The following is a 16,369-nucleotide window of genomic DNA, read 5'->3' as shown; positions in this document are numbered from 1 at the left end:
AAATCGGCTCAAACATGAAGAAATGAAATGACTGAGTCAGCCGAGAAGAATTTCCCCGCTTATTCGCACCTTCCCTAGAAAATCAGATAATTGATTATATAAAATCAAAGCCACTTAAAGTTGTTGTGGAAAGTGAGGATGGTAGTACTAATCATCTTTGGACACTTCGAGTAAAATACGACATTCCAATAATCTTTGCAGCAATAATCGGGGATGTAATCCATAATTTGAGAGCATCTTTAGACCTACTCGCTACGGAATTGGTCGAGCATGCAGGTCAGGATGCTAAAAATGTATACTTTCCTTTTGGAAATGACTCTAACGGTCTTGAGGAAATGATTAAGAAGAGACGTATTGACAAAGCCGGCCAGGGTGTTGTTGATATTGTTAGAGAGTTACAACCTTATACGGGTGGCAATAAATTACTTCGCTCACTACATGACCTTGATATTACCGACAAACATAAATCACTCGTCCCAGTCGCACACTACGCAGGGATAAAAAACTTTCAAATGAGTGGAGCTTCAGGACCAATGCTAACAATTCAAAATTTACATTGTGGTCCAATCCGAGATGGAATGATATTAATGAGTTTACCTCCTGCTGGAAATGTAAGAATTGGGCAATCATTCAATCCATCATTAAAACTGTGTCTAGACGAAGATGTGATAGATCGAGATGAAGAGTTAGTAGAAACACTGCACAAGTACGTCAATATGGTCGAAGATATCTTGCAAAGGTTCAAAGAACTTGTAGAAAAAGAAAACAGCTAACAAACGCTTCAAGAGGGACAGCCAACGCGTGGCATTTTTATTATGCGTTGGTTTTTGTGGTTACGGAGTTATGCGGAAAGTTAGTAGTAGCGTTGCCTGCCCCTTAAGCGGGCGTTATGTGCAATAAGAAAAAGGAGATGTCGTGCAAGGCACTGTAAAATGGTTCAGCTCAGAGAAGGGTTACGGCTTCATTACGTCTGAGGGCAGAGAAGATCATTACTTCAATGTTCAGAGCATCAATGGCGCATCATTGCCATCAAATGGTGATTCGGTTCAGTTTGAGTCAAAACCCGGTAATAAAGGCCCAAGAGCAATCAATGTCACAATTACTGCGAAAGCGCCTTCGCAAAATACTCGGCCTACTGATGACAGAATCAACTGCCCAAGTTGTGGTAAAAAAATTGTTCCTAGAATCATTACTTATCGAGGCAGCCCAGAAAAGTCGGTTTGCCCCTATTGTGCTGCAATAGTAAAAACATTCAGTAATTGCTTCATTGCTACTGCTGTTTATGGCGATCCTTCGTGTTACCAAGTAAGAGAGTTGCGCAGATATCGAGACAACACGTTATTAAAAAGTATCGCGGGCAGAGCCTTTGTGAAGACCTATTACAAAACATCACCAGCAATAGCTAACTGGTTAATAACTAAACCTACTTTATCAGGCCAAGTACGGGCAGTCCTAAACTTTGCAGTACAGCGTATAACAAACGCCTCCAGCGGATGCGCCAAAGGCGTACGCCGCTGAGGCGAAGCGTTAGTCAGAGGAAATATCACCTTTTGAGCATCATATAACACGCCGCATTAAGCAGTTAGCCACGGATAATAAGTAGAATAGTTTGCAGGATTTAAACAAAGGGGCAAACGCCCCCTTGTTTATCAATATTTGGTGCGTGAAATCGACCTCAGCCTATTGACCCTCTTTGGCGCAGTGCAGTCAATAGCTCATCCACCAGCGCTTCCACCGATTTACCGGCGTTCAGCAGATGGATTTCCGGCTGCTCTGGGGCCTCGTAGGCCGAATCGATACCGGTAAAGTTGCGGATTTCACCCGCTCGCGCTTTTTTATAGAGCCCCTTGGGATCGCGCTCTTCACAGACGGCGAGCGGCACATCGACAAAGACCTCGACAAACTCGTCGGCGCACAAGAGGTTGCGCACCAGCTCACGCTCGGCACGAAATGGCGAGATAAAGGCGGTGAGCACGATAAGGCCCGCATCCACCATGAGTTTGGCCACTTCGCCGACCCGGCGGATGTTCTCCTGCCGCGCGGCGTCATCGAAGCCGAGATCGCCGCACAGGCCGTGGCGCACATTGTCCCCATCCAGCAGGTAGGTGTGCTTGCCCTCGGCAGCCAGCGCCTGTTCCAGCGCCCCCGCCAGGGTGGATTTTCCCGCCCCGGAGAGCCCGGTGAACCAGATCACCAGGGGCTTCTGTCCCTTCAATTCAGAACGGCTCTGTTTGCTGACAGCATGCTGGTGCCACACTATATTGCTCATCTAAAACTCCTTGTTTGGCATTGACGCTGCCACGCTGAAACTGTCCCTGACTCCCTGCCCATCAATAGATGGCTTGCCGGTGCCATGGCCATGATTGCTCATCTCAACCCCTTGAATCACGACGAATGACCCGGCCTTTATCACCCGCCATCACGCCTCAGAACGGAAACAGCAGGGGCACCATGATAATCACCCCCAGGCTGTATGCCAGCGAGACAGGCAGCGCCAGCTTGAGGTAATCCGGCATCTTGTAGTTGCCCGCCGCATAGACCATCAGGTTGGTCTGATAGCCGTAGGGCAGGATAAAGCTAGAACTTGCGCCAAACAGCACCGCCAGAATAAACGGCATGGTCGAGACGTCCATGCTGAGCGCCAGCTGGTAACCCATGGGGAAGGCAAGCGCAGCGGCAGCGTTGTTGCTCATCAGCTCGGTCAGTACCAGGGTAAACAGGTAGATGCCGATAAAGGCGATGATGGGGCTGGAACCGTTGAACTCCCCCATCAACCAGTCGGCAATCACCCTGGCCAGACCGCTCTTCTCAAGCTGATCGGCGATGGCGAGCGCCCCGCCCACCACCAGCCAGATATCCAGCGGAAAGCGGCGGCGGATCTCGTCCAGGGTCAGGATGCGGGAGAACAGCAACGCCACCAGCATCATGAGCAGCCCCTTGAACAGCGGTACCAGCTCAAACACCGACAGCGCCAGCACGCCGAGAAAGCCCAGTACCACGGCGGCGCTGCGCTTGCCATCGAGGCGGGTGGATGCCTCAAGCCCGCTCACCACCACAAACTCACGCGACAGGGACTTGTTGCTGGCAAACTTGGGACCCGGGGCCAGCAGCAGGGTATCGCCTGCGTGCAGCTCAATCTGGCCGAGGCCACCGGTAAGCTGGGTCTCGCCCCTGCGCACCGCCAGTACCACTGCATCGAAGTGGGTACGAAACTCGGCATCCTTGATGGATTGCCCCACCAGTCGCGAGCTGTGGCTGACGATCACCTCCACCAGATGCTGGCCGTTGAGACGATGCTGACCGTAGAGATCCAGCCCCTTCATCTCCTGCAACACGCCGACACTCTCCACCTCGCCGCAAAACAGCAGCACATCCCCTTCGTGCAGCTCGTGTTCCGGCTGTACCGGGCAGATCACCTGGTCACCGCGAATTACTTCCGCCAGATAGAGGCTTTTCAGACTGCGCAGGCCGTTCTCCTTGACGCTGCGCCCCGCCAGCGGCGAACCGGCGCCTACCTTGGCCTCGAGAAAATAGCCGGACTCCCGGCTCATCTCGGTATCCTGCTCCGGCAGATAGCGGGCAAACAGCAGCACGGCCGCCAGACCGGTCAGCAGGGTGCCGCCCCCCACCATAAAGAAATCGAACATGCCCAGTGGCTCGGCGCCCATCTTCTCGAGAAAGCTGTTGACGATCAGATTGGTGGAGGTGCCGATCAGGGTCAGCACGCCGCCAAAGGTGGCGGCGAAGCACATGGGCAGCAGCAGCCGGGAGGGCGCATGATTGGGATTGCGTTTGATCGCCCCCAGCATGGACGCTACCACGGCGGTGTTGTTGACGAAGGCCGACAGAAAAGCAGTGGAAAACCACAGCTTGATCAATACCTTGTTGAATGAGCCCGAACCCACCAGATTGGCGAACCAGCTCATGATGCGGGTTTTTTCCACTGCCAGCGATACCAGCAGCAACAGCACCAGGGTCAGCAGGGCGCTGTTGGTGTAACCCGCCGCCACGGCGTTGATGTCCGCCAGTCCACTCAAATAGGTGATGAGCACGGCGCCCGAGAAGAGCAGCGCCGGGCGGAGTTTGCCCTGGATCAGCAGGGCGACGAGGGCAGCCAGCAGACCCAGCACCAGGGATTGTTGCCAGGTCATGGGGTTACTCCTTGCCGATGGCGAGTGCTTGCCAGTGCGGGAAGTGCTTGCGTACCAGGGCGTTGAGCTCGATTTCAAACTCGCTGTATTGCCCTGCCACTGCTTTCGCGGCCAGGCCTTCCACTATCATGCCCGCCCCGACGGTGACGTTGGTCAACCGGTCGATCAGGATGAAGCTGCCGGTATCGCGGATATCCGTGTATGGATCAAATGCCACAGGGTCGGTCAGGCTCACTTCGCACAGACCGATTTCGTTAAGATGCAGTTCGCTCGCCTCCAGCTCGTCCAGCTTGTTGATTTCGATGCGATGACGGATGACCTCCACCTGACCACGGGTCTTCTTGGTGGCCAGCTTGACGTCATAGACCCGGCCCGGTTGCAGGGACTCCTCCCCCATCCAGACGATGTGGGCCAGCAGGTTCTGGGTCACCTGGGGCTTTTTTGCCGCATCCACCAGCAGATCGCCGCGGCTGATGTCGATTTCATCGGCAAAAGTCACAGTGATGGCCTGACCCGGCAGGGCGTACTCCAGATCCCCGTCGAAGGTCACGATGCGGGTGACAGTGCTCTCTTTGCCGGACGGCAGCACCGCCAGCTTGTCACCGACGCGCAAAATACCGGCCGCGAGCGTACCCGCAAAGCCGCGAAAATCCAGGTTCGGGCGGTTCACGTACTGCACCGGCAGACGGACCGGATGGCGCTCCAGCTCACGCTCAACGTCGGCAGACTCCAGCAGTGAAAGCAGAGTCTCACCCTGATACCAGGCCAGCTTGTCGCTTTGGTTGACCACGTTGTCGCCGTCCAGCGCCGAGACAGGCACTATCTGTATGGTGTCGACGTTGAGCTTTTTGGCGAATTCGCGGTAATCGGCACTGATGCGATCGAACACCTCCTGGCTGAACTCCACCAGATCCATCTTGTTGACCGCGACCACGAACTGCTTGATGCCGAGCAGGCTGGCGATAAAGCTGTGACGACGGGTCTGATCCAGCACGCCCTTGCGGGCATCGATCAGAATGATGGCCAGATCGCAGGTGGAGGCGCCGGTCGCCATGTTGCGGGTGTACTGCTCGTGGCCCGGGGTATCCGAGATGATAAATTTGCGTTTCGCCGTCGAAAAATAGCGGTAGGCCACGTCTATGGTGATGCCCTGCTCGCGCTCGGCCTGCAGGCCGTCCACCAGCAGCGCCAGATCCAGCTTCTCGCCTGTGGTACCAAGCTTCTGGCTGTCGGACTCCAGCGCTTTGAGCTGATCTTCATAGATCTGCTGGGAGTCATGCAGCAGGCGACCGATCAAGGTGCTCTTGCCGTCGTCCACGCTGCCGCAGGTGAGAAAACGCAGCAGGCTCTTGTGCTGCTGGGCGTGCAGGTAGGCTTCAATGCCCTGTTCGCTGATGGCGGTCTGAATATGGTTGTTCATGATGCGATTCCTTAGAAATATCCCTGACGCTTCTTCTGCTCCATGGAGCCTGCCTGATCGTGGTCAATCAGCCGTCCCTGCCGCTCGCTCGAAGTGGTGAGCAGCATCTCTTCGATGATCTCCGGCAGCGTGGTGGCATCGGATTCGATGGCCCCGGTCAGCGGGTAGCAGCCGAGGGTACGGAAGCGCACCAGCTCCTGCTTCACTTCATCTTCAGGGCCGATGGGCATGCGCTCGTCATCCACCATGATCTTGATGCCATTGCGCTCAACGACTGGGCGCACTGCCGCGAAGTAGAGCGGCACTATGTCGATGTTCTCGAGATAGATGTATTGCCAAATATCCAGCTCGGTCCAGTTGGAGAGCGGGAACACCCGAATGCTCTCCCCCTTGTTGACCTGGCTGTTGTAGACACGCCACAGCTCGGGTCTCTGGTTCTTCGGGTCCCAGCGGTGAGACTTGTCACGGAAGGAGTAGACCCGCTCCTTGGCACGGGACTTCTCCTCGTCACGACGGGCACCGCCGAAGGCCGCATCGAAGCCGTGCTGGTTGAGCGCCTGCTTGAGCCCTTCTGTCTTCATGATGTCGGTGTGCTTGCCGCTGCCGTGCACGAAGGGGTTGATCCCCATGGCGAGGCCATCCGGGTTCTTGTGGACGATGAGATCCAGCCCGTACTTTTTGGCAGTCTCGTCGCGAAACTTAATCATCTCCTTGAACTTCCAGTCGGTGTCGACGTGCAGCAAGGGGAAGGGGATCTTGCCCGGATAGAAGGCCTTGCGGGCCAGGTGCAGCATGACGGAGGAGTCCTTGCCGATGGAGTACATCATCACCGGGTTTTCAAATTCGGCAGCCACCTCGCGGATGATATGGATGCTCTCTGCCTCCAGTTGCTGCAGGTGTGTCAATCTTTCACGGTCCATGTCGGGTCCTCTGGTCTGGCTAACGCGCCGGGTCAGGGCGCGATTCGGGTTCAGGTCGGTGCCGCTGTCGCAGCACCGTCAAATCGATTCATGGTCACAACATTCAGGAGTGGGACTCAGGCCAGGTTGACCAGCTTGAGGTCACAGGCGCCCTCAGGCTGTCCCTCGCCGAACCAGGCCAGCCGCTCGCGCAAGGCCACCACTTCACCGATGACGATGAGGGACGGGCTCACTGCCTGCTGGGCCAGCACAGCCAACTCAGCCAGGGTGCCGGTCAGCACGCGCTGACGGGCCGTGGTGCCCCGCTCTATGATGGCGATGGGGGTTTGGCTGCTGCGGCCGTGGCTCACCAGTTGCTGCTGAATATGTTCGGAGCGCATCAGCCCCATGTAGATAACCAGGGTCTGCTGGGTCATGGCGAGCTGCTGCCAGTCAGGCTCCTTGCCCTCTTTCTGGCAGTGGCCCGTGATGAAGACAGCACTCTGGGCGTGGTCGCGGTGGGTAAGCGGGATACCGGCATAAGCGGTGGCGCCAGCGGCGGCCGTGATGCCGGGCACCACGGAGAAGGGTATCCCCTCTGCCGCCAGCACCTCCAGCTCCTCGCCGCCACGGCCAAACATGAAGGGATCACCGCCCTTGAGGCGCACCACACGGTTACCCGCCCTGGCGTACTCCACCAAGAGGCGGTTGGTCGCTTCCTGGGGCACGCTGTGGGCACCGGCCTTCTTGCCGACCGAGACCAGGGTGGCATCGCGGCGCACCAGATCCAGGATCTCCGGAGAGACCAGCTGGTCATAGAGCACCACTTCCGCCTGCTGAATTTGTTGCAGCGCCTTGAGGGTCAACAGACCCGGATCGCCTGGGCCCGCACCGACCAGCACCACCTCGCCCACCTCGCTCTGGGCCTTGTCGAGCCCGTCATTGAGCCAGGTTTCGGCACTCTGCCAATCCTGCTTTTCGATAAGCCCGGCCAGAGTGTTGGAGGCAAACGCCCGCTCCCAGAAGCGGCGGCGATCAGAAATGGATGAGAGCACCTGCTTGGCCTTGTCACGCACCCGACCTGAGAGCTCGGTGAGCCCCCCCAGATGGCGGGGCAGCAGACTCTCGAGTCGCTCGCGCAACAGGCGCACAAGGACGGGGGCCTTGCCACCGCTGGAAACGGCGACCATCAGGGGCGAGCGATCTATGATGGAGGGAAAGATGAAACTGGAACGTTTGGGGTCATCCACCACATTGACGAACAGACCCAGCTGGTTGGCGCTTTGATAGACAAGCGCGTTGACTTCGAGATTGTCGGTGGCGGCCACCACCAGCAGCTGACCGGCCAGGTGCGCCGGGGTGAAGCGCTCGACCAGATGGGTAAAACGGCCGGCAAATTCGGCGAATTCGGGTTCAATCTCGGGGGAGACCAGGGTCAGCCTTGCGCCTGCCGCCAGCAGCAGACGCGCCTTGCGCAGGGCCACCTCGCCCCCGCCTACCAGCAAGACGGGGCGGCCTTCCAACCTGGTAAACATAGGTAAATAATCCATTTCGGCCCATCCCTCGGAACACGACTAATATGGGGCGACTATAGGCAGGGCTGCTTATCCCTCAAAATAATAAAAAATGCTTTTTAATGCATTTTAGTAATTAGCAAAGCCATATGATGACAAAGGCGGACGATCATCCTTGTGGTGCTCGGCGCAAGGCCATAGGCTAGTGAATGTGTTTCATAAGGAGCTAGATAATGAATGAGTCATTGATTGTGCTAGGGATCTTCGTGTTCCTGGTGATCGTCACCCTGGGTGCCGGCATCAAGATAGTGCCGCAAGGCTACAACTGGACAGTGGAGCGCTTCGGCCGCTACACCCGCACTCTCTCTCCCGGCCTCAACCTGCTTATCCCCTATGTGGATAGAGTCGGTCACAAGATCATCATGATGGAGCAGGTGCTGGACATACCGGCGCAAGAGGTGATCTCCCGCGACAACGCCAACGTCACCATAGACGCCATCAGCTTCGTGCAGGTGGTGGATGCCCGCAAAGCCGCCTACGAGGTCAACGATCTCACCAGCGCCATTCGCAATCTCACCATGACCAATATGCGGACAGTGCTGGGCGCCATGGAGCTGGACGAGATGCTCTCCCAGCGCGACACCATCAACGAGAAGCTGCTGCGCACCATGGATGCCGCCACCGCCCCCTGGGGCATCAAGGTGACCCGGATCGAGATCAAGGATGTCCGTCCGCCGCTGGCACTGGTGGAAGCCATGAACGCCCAGATGAAGGCCGAGCGCCAGAAACGGGCCGAAGTACTGGAAGCCGAAGGGGTGCGTCAATCCAAAATCCTCAAAGCCGAGGGGGAGAAGCAGTCCCAGATCCTCAAGGCCGAGGGTGAGCGTCAGGCCGCCTTCCTCGCCGCCGAAGCGCGGGAGCGGGCTGCCGAGGCGGAAGCCAAGGCGACTCATATGGTCTCCAAGGCCATTGCCGAGGGGGATATGCAGGCCATCAACTACTTCGTGGCCCAGAAGTACACGGAAGCCCTGGCACGTATCGGTGAAGGCCCCAACAGCAAGATCATCATGATGCCGCTGGAAGCGGGCAGCCTGATCGGCTCGATAGCCGGCATGGCCGAGATGTTCAACAAAGATGGCAAGGGTAACAAGTCATGACAGCCCTGCTCGAGGGGCTGACCCACTGGCACTGGCTGGGGCTGGGTTTCATCCTCTTGGCCATAGAAGTGCTGGGGTCGGTTGGCTTTCTGCTCTGGACCGGCATAGCCGCGCTGGAAGTGGGACTGCTGCTGTTGCTGTGGCCCTTCGGCTGGCAGGCGCAACTGCTGTTGTTTGCGGTGCAATCCCTGCTCACTACCTGGGCCTGGTGGCGCTGGCAGCACAAGCGCGATCGGTCGGGCCGTGATGCGGCCGCCCCCATCAATGAACGAATGCAGGGTTATGTGGGCCGGGAGCTGGTGCTGCTGGATGACGTGGTGCAGGGGCTGAGCCGGGTCCATCTGGATGACACCGTCTGGACGGTGCGCAGCCAGATGCCGCTCACCGCCGGCAGCCGGGTCAAGGTGGTCGGGACGGATTCCCATATCCTGCTGGTGGAACCCTTGCCCTGACCCCGGCGAGCGAACACTGGCTTCACCACACCAAAAAGGGCTCCACGGAGCCCTTTTTCATGAAGTAACGCAGCGGGTTAGAAGCCATCATCCTCGAGGGCAGCGCGCAGCAGATCCTTCCAGCTGATGATGCCGACCAGGGCGCCATTTTCCAGCACCGGCAGGCAGGAGACCCCCTTCTTCAGCATCAGCTTGACGCCGTCACGGACCGGCAGGTGGGAGGCAATGGTGACGGGCTGGCGACTCATGATCTGGTGAGCCCGCCGGTTGAGGGTCTCGGTGTCGCGGCTCATCTCGGCCTCGGAGCCCAGATAGGGGCTGATGGCGCGGAACAGATCCCTGTCCGAGATGACTCCCACCAGTTGATCCTCTTCCAGCACCAGCAGATGGCGAAAGCGGGCCTGCTCGAAGATATCCTTGATGACACTGAGCCGATCGTCCATGGAGACAGTGGCGACCCGGGTCGTCATGATGTCCTTGATAAGCATGCTAACCTCCCGTAACCCAACTGGTTTCTCTGTTATGGCATCTTTTTACCACGCCAGCCAGTCGCCCGTCCTTAGCCCAAGTGCAAATCTGCGCCATTTCACGTAAGATCCGCGCCAGATTTTCTCCTCCATTTTGAGCAAGCAGACCCCACCCATGATAGTTGCCAGTCAAATCGAACTGATCCGCGGCGGCCGCAAGCTGCTGGACAACGCTTCCGCCACCATTCACCCGGGCCACAAGGTGGGCCTGGTGGGTAAAAATGGCAGTGGCAAGTCCACCTTTTTTGCACTGGTACGGGGCGAGCTGGCCATCGACAGCGGCAGCTTCAGCCTGCCCGCCGGCTGGCAGATTGCCGGTGTGGCCCAGGAGACACCGGCCCTTGACTGCTCTGCGCTGGACTACGTGATCGACGGCGACAAGGAGTTCCGCTCACTGGAAGCCCAGCTGGCCCAGGCCGAGCTGGATGACAACGGCATACTGGTGGCCGAGCTGCACGGCAAGCTCGATACCATAGGCGCTTACAGCATTCGGGCCCGCGCCGCCGAGCTGCTGCACGGCCTGGGTTTTGGCGACGAGCAACTCGGCTCGCCGGTACGCAGCTTCTCCGGTGGCTGGCGCATGCGTCTGAACCTGGCCCAGGCCCTGCTCTGCCGCTCCGACCTGCTGCTGCTCGATGAACCGACCAACCACCTGGATCTCGATGCCGTCATCTGGCTGGAGAAGTGGCTCAAGGGCTATCAGGGCACGCTCGTGCTGATTTCGCACGACCGCGACTTCCTCGATTCGGTCATCAGCCGCATCATCCATATCGAGAACGGCAAGCTCAACGAATACACGGGCGGCTACTCCGACTTCGAACTGCAGCGCGCCGAGCAGCTGGCCCAGCAGCAGTCCATGTACGAGAAGCAGCAGCGGGAGGTGTCCCACATGCAGGCCTATGTGGACCGCTTCCGCTACAAGGCCTCCAAGGCCCGTCAGGCCCAGAGTCGCCTCAAAGCCATGGAGCGGATGGAGAAACTCCTGCCCGCCCACGCCGATTCCGAATTCAGTTTCGAGTTTCGCGAGCCATCGGCTCTGCCGACCCCGCTCATCGCCATGGAGAACCTCAGCGCCGGTTACGGCGACAAGGTGATCCTGGAGAAGATAAAGATGAACCTGGTGCCGGGTTCACGCATCGGCCTGCTCGGTCGCAACGGCGCCGGCAAGTCCACCTTCATCAAGATGCTGTCGGGCACCAATCCGCCCCTGTCGGGCAAGCTGGAGGTGAGCGCGGGTGTCAGCATCGGCTACTTCGCCCAGCATCAGCTCGAAACACTGCGCCTAGACGATACCCCGCTCGATCACCTGGCCCGCCTCGCGCCGGACAAGTCCGAGCAGGAGCTGCGCAACTATCTGGGCAGTTTTGGTTTTCACGGTGACAAGGCGCTCGACAAGGTGGCTCCCTTCTCCGGCGGCGAAAAGGCACGGCTGGTACTGGCACTCGTCACCTGGCAAAAACCGAACCTCCTGCTGCTGGATGAACCGACCAACCACCTGGATCTGGAGATGCGCCACGCCCTGACCATGGCGCTGCAAGGCTTCGAGGGCGCCATGGTGGTGGTCTCTCACGACCGGCACCTGCTGCGCACCACCACGGATGACTTCTATCTGGTGCACGGTGGCCGGGTCGAAGCCTTCGACGGCGATCTGGACGACTACCACAAGTGGCTCGGCGAGCAGGAGAAAGAGGCCAACGCCAAGCCCAGCGACGGCATCATCTCCGCCAACTCGGCGCTAGCGCGCAAGGATCAGAAGCGGCGCGAGGCGGAATTCCGCCAGCAGACCCGCCCCCTGCGCCAGAAGCTGGAGAAGCTGGAAGCCAGCATGGCGAAATTGCAAACCAGATTGGCGGCCGTGGAAGAGCAACTGGCCGACCCCGCCATCTATGAAGAGGCGGCCAAGAACAAGCTCTCTGAGCTGCTCAAATCCCAGGGGCCCATCAAGGAAGAGCTGGATGGTGTCGAGCTGGAGTGGATGAGCCTCTCTGAAGAGCTGGAAACCATGGAGCAGACCTTCCTTGCATGATGACCCGCTGATAGCGACCGAGCGGGTCGCCGTACACGAATTGCCGACGCCCATCGGCTTCTGGCACTGGAGCGGCAAGGTCTATGGCGAGCGCAGCCAGGACTGGCTCACGGTGCAGGCACAAGGGGGCAACGTCAACCTGGCCCTGCTTCTGCATCGACTGGATCAGACAGGCATAACCGTCGACTTGACCGATCTGCAGCCGGCACTGGTGCAGACAGAAGCGGTATTGGCTCCCTGGCGCGCCCTGCGCCAGAACGCAAAATCGCGACTCGATGAGCAGGAATACCAGGCCATGCTGGCCCATGAGCTGGAGCTGGAGCGCTTGCAACAAGGGGTCCTGCTGCAGACACTGCGCGGCCTCACCCTGTTTCGCGGCAAGGGCCGCAATCTGTTGAACTATTTATCGTTACTGGGTGCCCAGCAGGGCCCCCTCAGAGATCTGACATGCTGAGTTATCGCCACGCTTTTCACGCCGGCAACCATGCCGACGTCCTGAAACATGCCGTTCAGGCCCTGATCATCGAGTCCCTCAAGAAGAAGGATAAGCCCTTCATAGTGCTGGACACCCATGCCGGCGGCGGTCTCTACGACCTGCGCGGCGACTGGTCCCAGAAGAAGGCCGAGTATGCCGACGGCATAGGCCGGTTGTGGGATGAGCGGGCCCAATGGCCCGCCATGGCCCCCTATCTTGGCGTCATCGACGAGATGAATCAGGGCGGTGAGCTGCACTACTACCCTGGCTCCCCCGAGCTGTCGCGCCGTCTCGCCCGCGAGCAGGACAAGCTGGCCCTGATGGAGCTGCACAACAACGAGGTGGAAGACCTGCGCGCCAACATGGGCTATGACCCCAGAGTCGTCGTGCACCACCGTGACGGCTTCGAAGGGCTGGTGGCTCTGCTGCCGCCGACCCCGCGCCGCGGACTTGTGCTGATCGATCCGCCCTATGAGCTGAAGGAAGATTACTTCGCCGTGGTCGATACCCTGAAAAAGGCACAGAAGCGCTGGGCGACCGGCATCTACACCCTCTGGTATCCGATCCTGGGGCAGGAAGCGGACAAATCCCGCGACATGCTGCGCGCCATCAAACGGGAAAACTTCGGCAACGTCTTGGTGGCCGAGCTGGAAGTGGCCGAACAGACCGCCGACTGGGGCATGAACGGCTCTGGCATGCTCATTATCAGCCCCCCCTGGATGCTGGACGAGCAGATAGAAGCCTTCCTCAAACCCTTGTGCGCCAAGCTGGCACAGGGGGCTGGCGCCAAGTACAAGGTGGAATGGTTAAGCAAAACGGAAGCCTGAGGCCAGCCCTGACTCTTGAAACAAAAAGCCCCTTTCGGGGCTTTTTGTCATTCCGGGACGGGATATTCATGACTGGGCGACTGGCAGAGCCATCACCCTTGATAGGTTCTCCCTATCCAACCATTAGATGAGAATAGTTTTCATTTAATGCAATTGTGGCGGATACTGCTGTCATCACCAGAGGGAGTCACCATCATGAAAAAGACCATCAGCTTTGCCATCTTGCACTTCGGTGTCGCCTTTACCGTGGCTTACCTGCTGACTGGTGAGCTGCTGACCGCCAGCCTGATCGCCCTGATAGAGCCCGCCGTCAACACGGTCGCCTTCTACTTTCATGATCTGGGCTGGCACAAGTTCAAGCCCAGTCACAGCCTGCAGGCCAAGACCAGCAGCTTCGCCCTGGTACACTTCAGCGTGGCGTTTGCCGTCGCCTTCCTGCTGAGCGGCGAACTGCTCACCGGCGGCGTGATGGCCATCATAGAGCCCGCCATCAACACTGTTGTCTTCTTCTTCCACGAGCGGCTGTGGCGCGCCCGCCAGCAACTGGCGCTGGCCTGAACCCCTTGCCTTGTTCAGGGCCGCCCGGCGCAAAAAGCGCTCGGCGGCCCTGCTACATTGTGCTGTAGTAGCCGGGCATCCCACTCTTTTTGCTGGAATCTTCCCGATGAACAAACTGCTGCTTGGCCCCCTTCTCTTTACCCCTCTGCTGGCCTGTGCTGCCACCCCTTCCTTTGATTGTGCCAAGGCAGCAGGCGCGGCCGAAACCCTGATCTGCAAGGATGCCGCGCTGGCGGCGCTGGATAACGAGCTGGCCACCCTCTATCCCAAGGCGCTCGCCAACCTCTCCCCCGAACAGCTCAAAACACAGAAGGCCATGCAGCGCGGCTGGATCAAGGGTCGCAACGACTGCTGGAAGGCCAAGGATCTGCGCCAATGCGTGGAGGAGAACTACCAGCAGCGGATCACTGAGTTGCAGATAAAAGGTGGCCAGCTGATGGTCACGACGCCGGTCGATTACAAGTGCGGCAACAAGGTCACTCTCTCCACCTACTTCTATAACGATGCCAAGCTGCCCGCCGCCGTGATCAACCTGAGCGAAGGGGATAGCCAGCAACAGGTGCTCGCCTATGAAGTGCCCAGCGCCAGTGGCGCCCGTTATGAGGGGCAAAACCTCAATAAACAGATCATAGAGTTCCATGCAAACCACATGGATTTAAGAAACCACGCGGGGGATTGCCATACAGCTTAAGAGCTGCGATATTCAAAATATCAACCTTAACCCCCGCAAACATCGATCACTTCATATAGACTTCACAAAACCTCTGTACTTTTTCCTCATGAACATAATCAAACATACCATGCTTTTTGCATGGCTTAATGAAAACATATTTATCAAGTTTATTTTTTAACAATGATTGAAAAACTTACAAAACAATAAACAATGATATCATCGTAGTTACCGCAAAGCTTGCTTTTTTATAAAGTTAGCCATGTAACAATATCATTTAAAATAAAGTAAAAAGGAAATTTTATGAACAACGTTTTTTTAATAAAGAAGAAGTTTTTACTCTCATCATTGCTGCTATCAAACTTTATTTTTCCTTCGAGTGTATTTGCTTCTACTCTGAGCGATAAAGTAAATTCGTATGAGAATCAGGGTTGGAGTATTGGAGTTACTGTTTTTGACACAAAATCAGGAAAGAGAGAGTCCGTACATGGTGAAAAGCGATTTCACTTCAATAGTACAATTAAAGCGTTGGCCTGTGCAAATGTACTTGCAAAGGTTGACAAAGGTCAACTTGCACTCGATGACTTTATAGAGCTAAAGAAAAAAGATATTGTCACTTATTCCCCGGTTACAGAAAAACTAATTGGCAAGAAGCTTACTCTAAGAGATGCATGCGAAGCCACTTTGACATATAGTGACAACACTGCTGCAAACTACGCCATTTCTTCGGTCGGGGGACCGGATGGATTAACTGCATTCATGCGTTCTATCGGCGATAACGCTCTACGCTCGGATCGCTACGAACCTGATTTAACAAAAAACATTGAATATGATATCAGAGATACTACAACTACAGATGCAATGGCACAAAGCCTATATAGAATTTTATTACAAGATGTATTATCAGAAAAATCTAGAACTCAACTCAAAAAATGGATGGAAGGGAACAAAGTTGCTGATGACTTACTCAGAGCATCCCTACCTGATGGCTGGTTCATTGCAGATCGCTCTGGTGCCAGTGACTATGGTGTACGAGGAATAATCTCAATTGTTTGGTCTGAAAACAGGCAGCCACTGGTTATTGCAATGTACGTACGGAAGGACGGTTCCTCAATGAGCGAAAGAGATAAGGTTATATCAGACATTGGTGCAACTATTTTCAGCTCCTACAAATAAACATAGCTATTACATGACATAAAAACAGCGTAATATATTAAACCTACTCATGTTATTCAAGTTGGTTTTCATATTATTTAATAGTGCTATTGAAATGTGTACTTAGTTATTAAACTCCGATGGTGTTTATCTACCTCCGAAAAATATATATCATTGCAAGTATATTTTTTCGTGGATAACACTATCGGTTTAGTTCATACACACAGATCTCTTTTTACATTCATAGCTTTAGGGTATCCGTCACTATTTACGATTTTCATTGGTACTCCGACTGCATATGCTTCTCAGGTCAGCCTCTTACCAGCCACAGATTAGAGATTTCCTCCTGTTGGCATCAACATAAACACAATACTGGGAAAGCGCCAGCGTAATCCGAGGGTCTTTATAATCGAGTGCCGGATTTGTATGTCCACTGCATTGTGTGATAGTCTCTGAAAATAGTGAGGCTCCCAGAAGTGTAAGAATTTATTCCTACATGTAGCCTCCAAGGCTATAAAAAATTACTTTTTCAGGATTT

The 16,369-nt window shown here is 56.2% G+C and carries 16 protein-coding genes; 10 read left to right on the top strand and 6 right to left on the bottom strand.

Annotation, left to right across the window (positions count from 1 at the left end):
- The first annotated feature begins 125 nt into the window (after positions 1-125).
- Both OKC28_RS15235 and OKC28_RS15230 read left to right on the top strand, forming a co-directional pair.
- Positions 126-773, top strand: coding sequence for a hypothetical protein (locus OKC28_RS15235; protein ID WP_270690116.1), 648 nt, complete (start codon positions 126-128; stop codon positions 771-773).
- Positions 774-915: 142 nt separating this feature from the next.
- Positions 916-1,518 (top strand): cold shock domain-containing protein, encoded by a 603-nt coding sequence (locus OKC28_RS15230; protein ID WP_256687319.1) that lies wholly within the window; start codon positions 916-918, stop codon positions 1,516-1,518.
- A 157-nt stretch (positions 1,519-1,675) separates the two neighbouring features.
- On the opposite strand, the gene cysC is transcribed toward OKC28_RS15230, so the two are convergent.
- The 5 genes from cysC to cysG form a co-directional block, all read right to left on the bottom strand.
- Complete coding sequence (gene cysC / locus OKC28_RS15225; RefSeq protein WP_270690114.1) at positions 1,676-2,269, bottom strand: adenylyl-sulfate kinase; 594 nt, start codon at positions 2,267-2,269, stop codon at positions 1,676-1,678.
- A 157-nt stretch (positions 2,270-2,426) separates the two neighbouring features.
- A complete protein-coding gene (locus tag OKC28_RS15220; RefSeq protein ID WP_256687315.1) occupies positions 2,427-4,151 on the bottom strand; it encodes an SLC13 family permease in 1,725 nt (574 codons plus the stop codon).
- 4 nt (positions 4,152-4,155) lie between these two features.
- Positions 4,156-5,571, bottom strand: coding sequence for a sulfate adenylyltransferase subunit CysN (gene cysN, locus OKC28_RS15215; protein WP_265434353.1), 1,416 nt, complete (start codon positions 5,569-5,571; stop codon positions 4,156-4,158).
- Between the two features lie 11 nt (positions 5,572-5,582).
- Positions 5,583-6,527: a sulfate adenylyltransferase subunit CysD gene (cysD, locus tag OKC28_RS15210; RefSeq protein ID WP_257982474.1), complete on the bottom strand. Its 945-nt coding sequence runs from the start codon at positions 6,525-6,527 to the stop codon at positions 5,583-5,585.
- 80 nt (positions 6,528-6,607) lie between these two features.
- Positions 6,608-8,020 carry a siroheme synthase CysG gene (gene cysG, locus OKC28_RS15205; protein WP_270690110.1) on the bottom strand — a complete coding sequence of 471 codons (1,413 nt, stop codon included), beginning with the start codon at positions 8,018-8,020 and terminating at the stop codon, positions 6,608-6,610.
- Positions 8,021-8,217: 197 nt separating this feature from the next.
- Between cysG and OKC28_RS15200 the strand changes: the two genes are divergently transcribed.
- Both OKC28_RS15200 and OKC28_RS15195 read left to right on the top strand, forming a co-directional pair.
- Positions 8,218-9,141 (top strand): SPFH domain-containing protein, encoded by a 924-nt coding sequence (locus OKC28_RS15200; protein WP_005318765.1) that lies wholly within the window; start codon positions 8,218-8,220, stop codon positions 9,139-9,141.
- Positions 9,138-9,593, top strand: a complete 456-nt coding sequence (locus OKC28_RS15195; RefSeq protein WP_005318764.1) for an NfeD family protein — start codon at positions 9,138-9,140, stop codon at positions 9,591-9,593. The genes OKC28_RS15200 and OKC28_RS15195 overlap by 4 nt, the downstream gene beginning before the upstream one ends.
- A 77-nt stretch (positions 9,594-9,670) precedes the next feature.
- On the opposite strand, the gene OKC28_RS15190 is transcribed toward OKC28_RS15195, so the two are convergent.
- Complete coding sequence (locus tag OKC28_RS15190; RefSeq protein WP_265421966.1) at positions 9,671-10,081, bottom strand: CBS domain-containing protein; 411 nt, start codon at positions 10,079-10,081, stop codon at positions 9,671-9,673.
- Positions 10,082-10,235: 154 nt separating this feature from the next.
- Between OKC28_RS15190 and OKC28_RS15185 the strand changes: the two genes are divergently transcribed.
- The 6 genes from OKC28_RS15185 (at position 10,236) to bla (ending at position 15,852) form a co-directional block, all read left to right on the top strand.
- Positions 10,236-12,146 (top strand): ABC transporter ATP-binding protein, encoded by a 1,911-nt coding sequence (locus OKC28_RS15185; RefSeq protein WP_021140959.1) that lies wholly within the window; start codon positions 10,236-10,238, stop codon positions 12,144-12,146.
- Complete coding sequence (locus tag OKC28_RS15180; RefSeq protein ID WP_021140958.1) at positions 12,139-12,600, top strand: DUF2390 domain-containing protein; 462 nt, start codon at positions 12,139-12,141, stop codon at positions 12,598-12,600. The genes OKC28_RS15185 and OKC28_RS15180 overlap by 8 nt, the downstream gene beginning before the upstream one ends.
- A complete protein-coding gene (locus OKC28_RS15175) occupies positions 12,594-13,448 on the top strand; it encodes a 23S rRNA (adenine(2030)-N(6))-methyltransferase RlmJ (protein ID WP_270690104.1) in 855 nt (284 codons plus the stop codon). Before OKC28_RS15180 ends, OKC28_RS15175 begins: the two co-directional genes overlap by 7 nt.
- 195 nt (positions 13,449-13,643) lie before the next feature.
- Entirely contained in the window at positions 13,644-14,006 is a 363-nt protein-coding gene (locus tag OKC28_RS15170) for a DUF2061 domain-containing protein (protein ID WP_017413068.1), read from the top strand.
- 106 nt (positions 14,007-14,112) lie between these two features.
- Positions 14,113-14,697 carry a lysozyme inhibitor LprI family protein gene (locus tag OKC28_RS15165; RefSeq protein WP_333562741.1) on the top strand — a complete coding sequence of 195 codons (585 nt, stop codon included), beginning with the start codon at positions 14,113-14,115 and terminating at the stop codon, positions 14,695-14,697.
- Positions 14,698-14,979: 282 nt separating this feature from the next.
- Complete coding sequence (gene bla, locus OKC28_RS15160; RefSeq protein WP_270690102.1) at positions 14,980-15,852, top strand: class A beta-lactamase; 873 nt, start codon at positions 14,980-14,982, stop codon at positions 15,850-15,852.
- The last annotated feature ends 517 nt before the right edge of the window (positions 15,853-16,369 follow it).

Origin of the sequence: Aeromonas sp. D3 (assembly GCF_027705025.1) — a bacterium.
Taxonomy (GTDB): Bacteria; Pseudomonadota; Gammaproteobacteria; order Enterobacterales; family Aeromonadaceae; genus Aeromonas; species Aeromonas salmonicida.
Note: the sequence above shows the minus strand (reverse complement) of the source record. Positions and strands in the feature narration are given on the sequence as shown.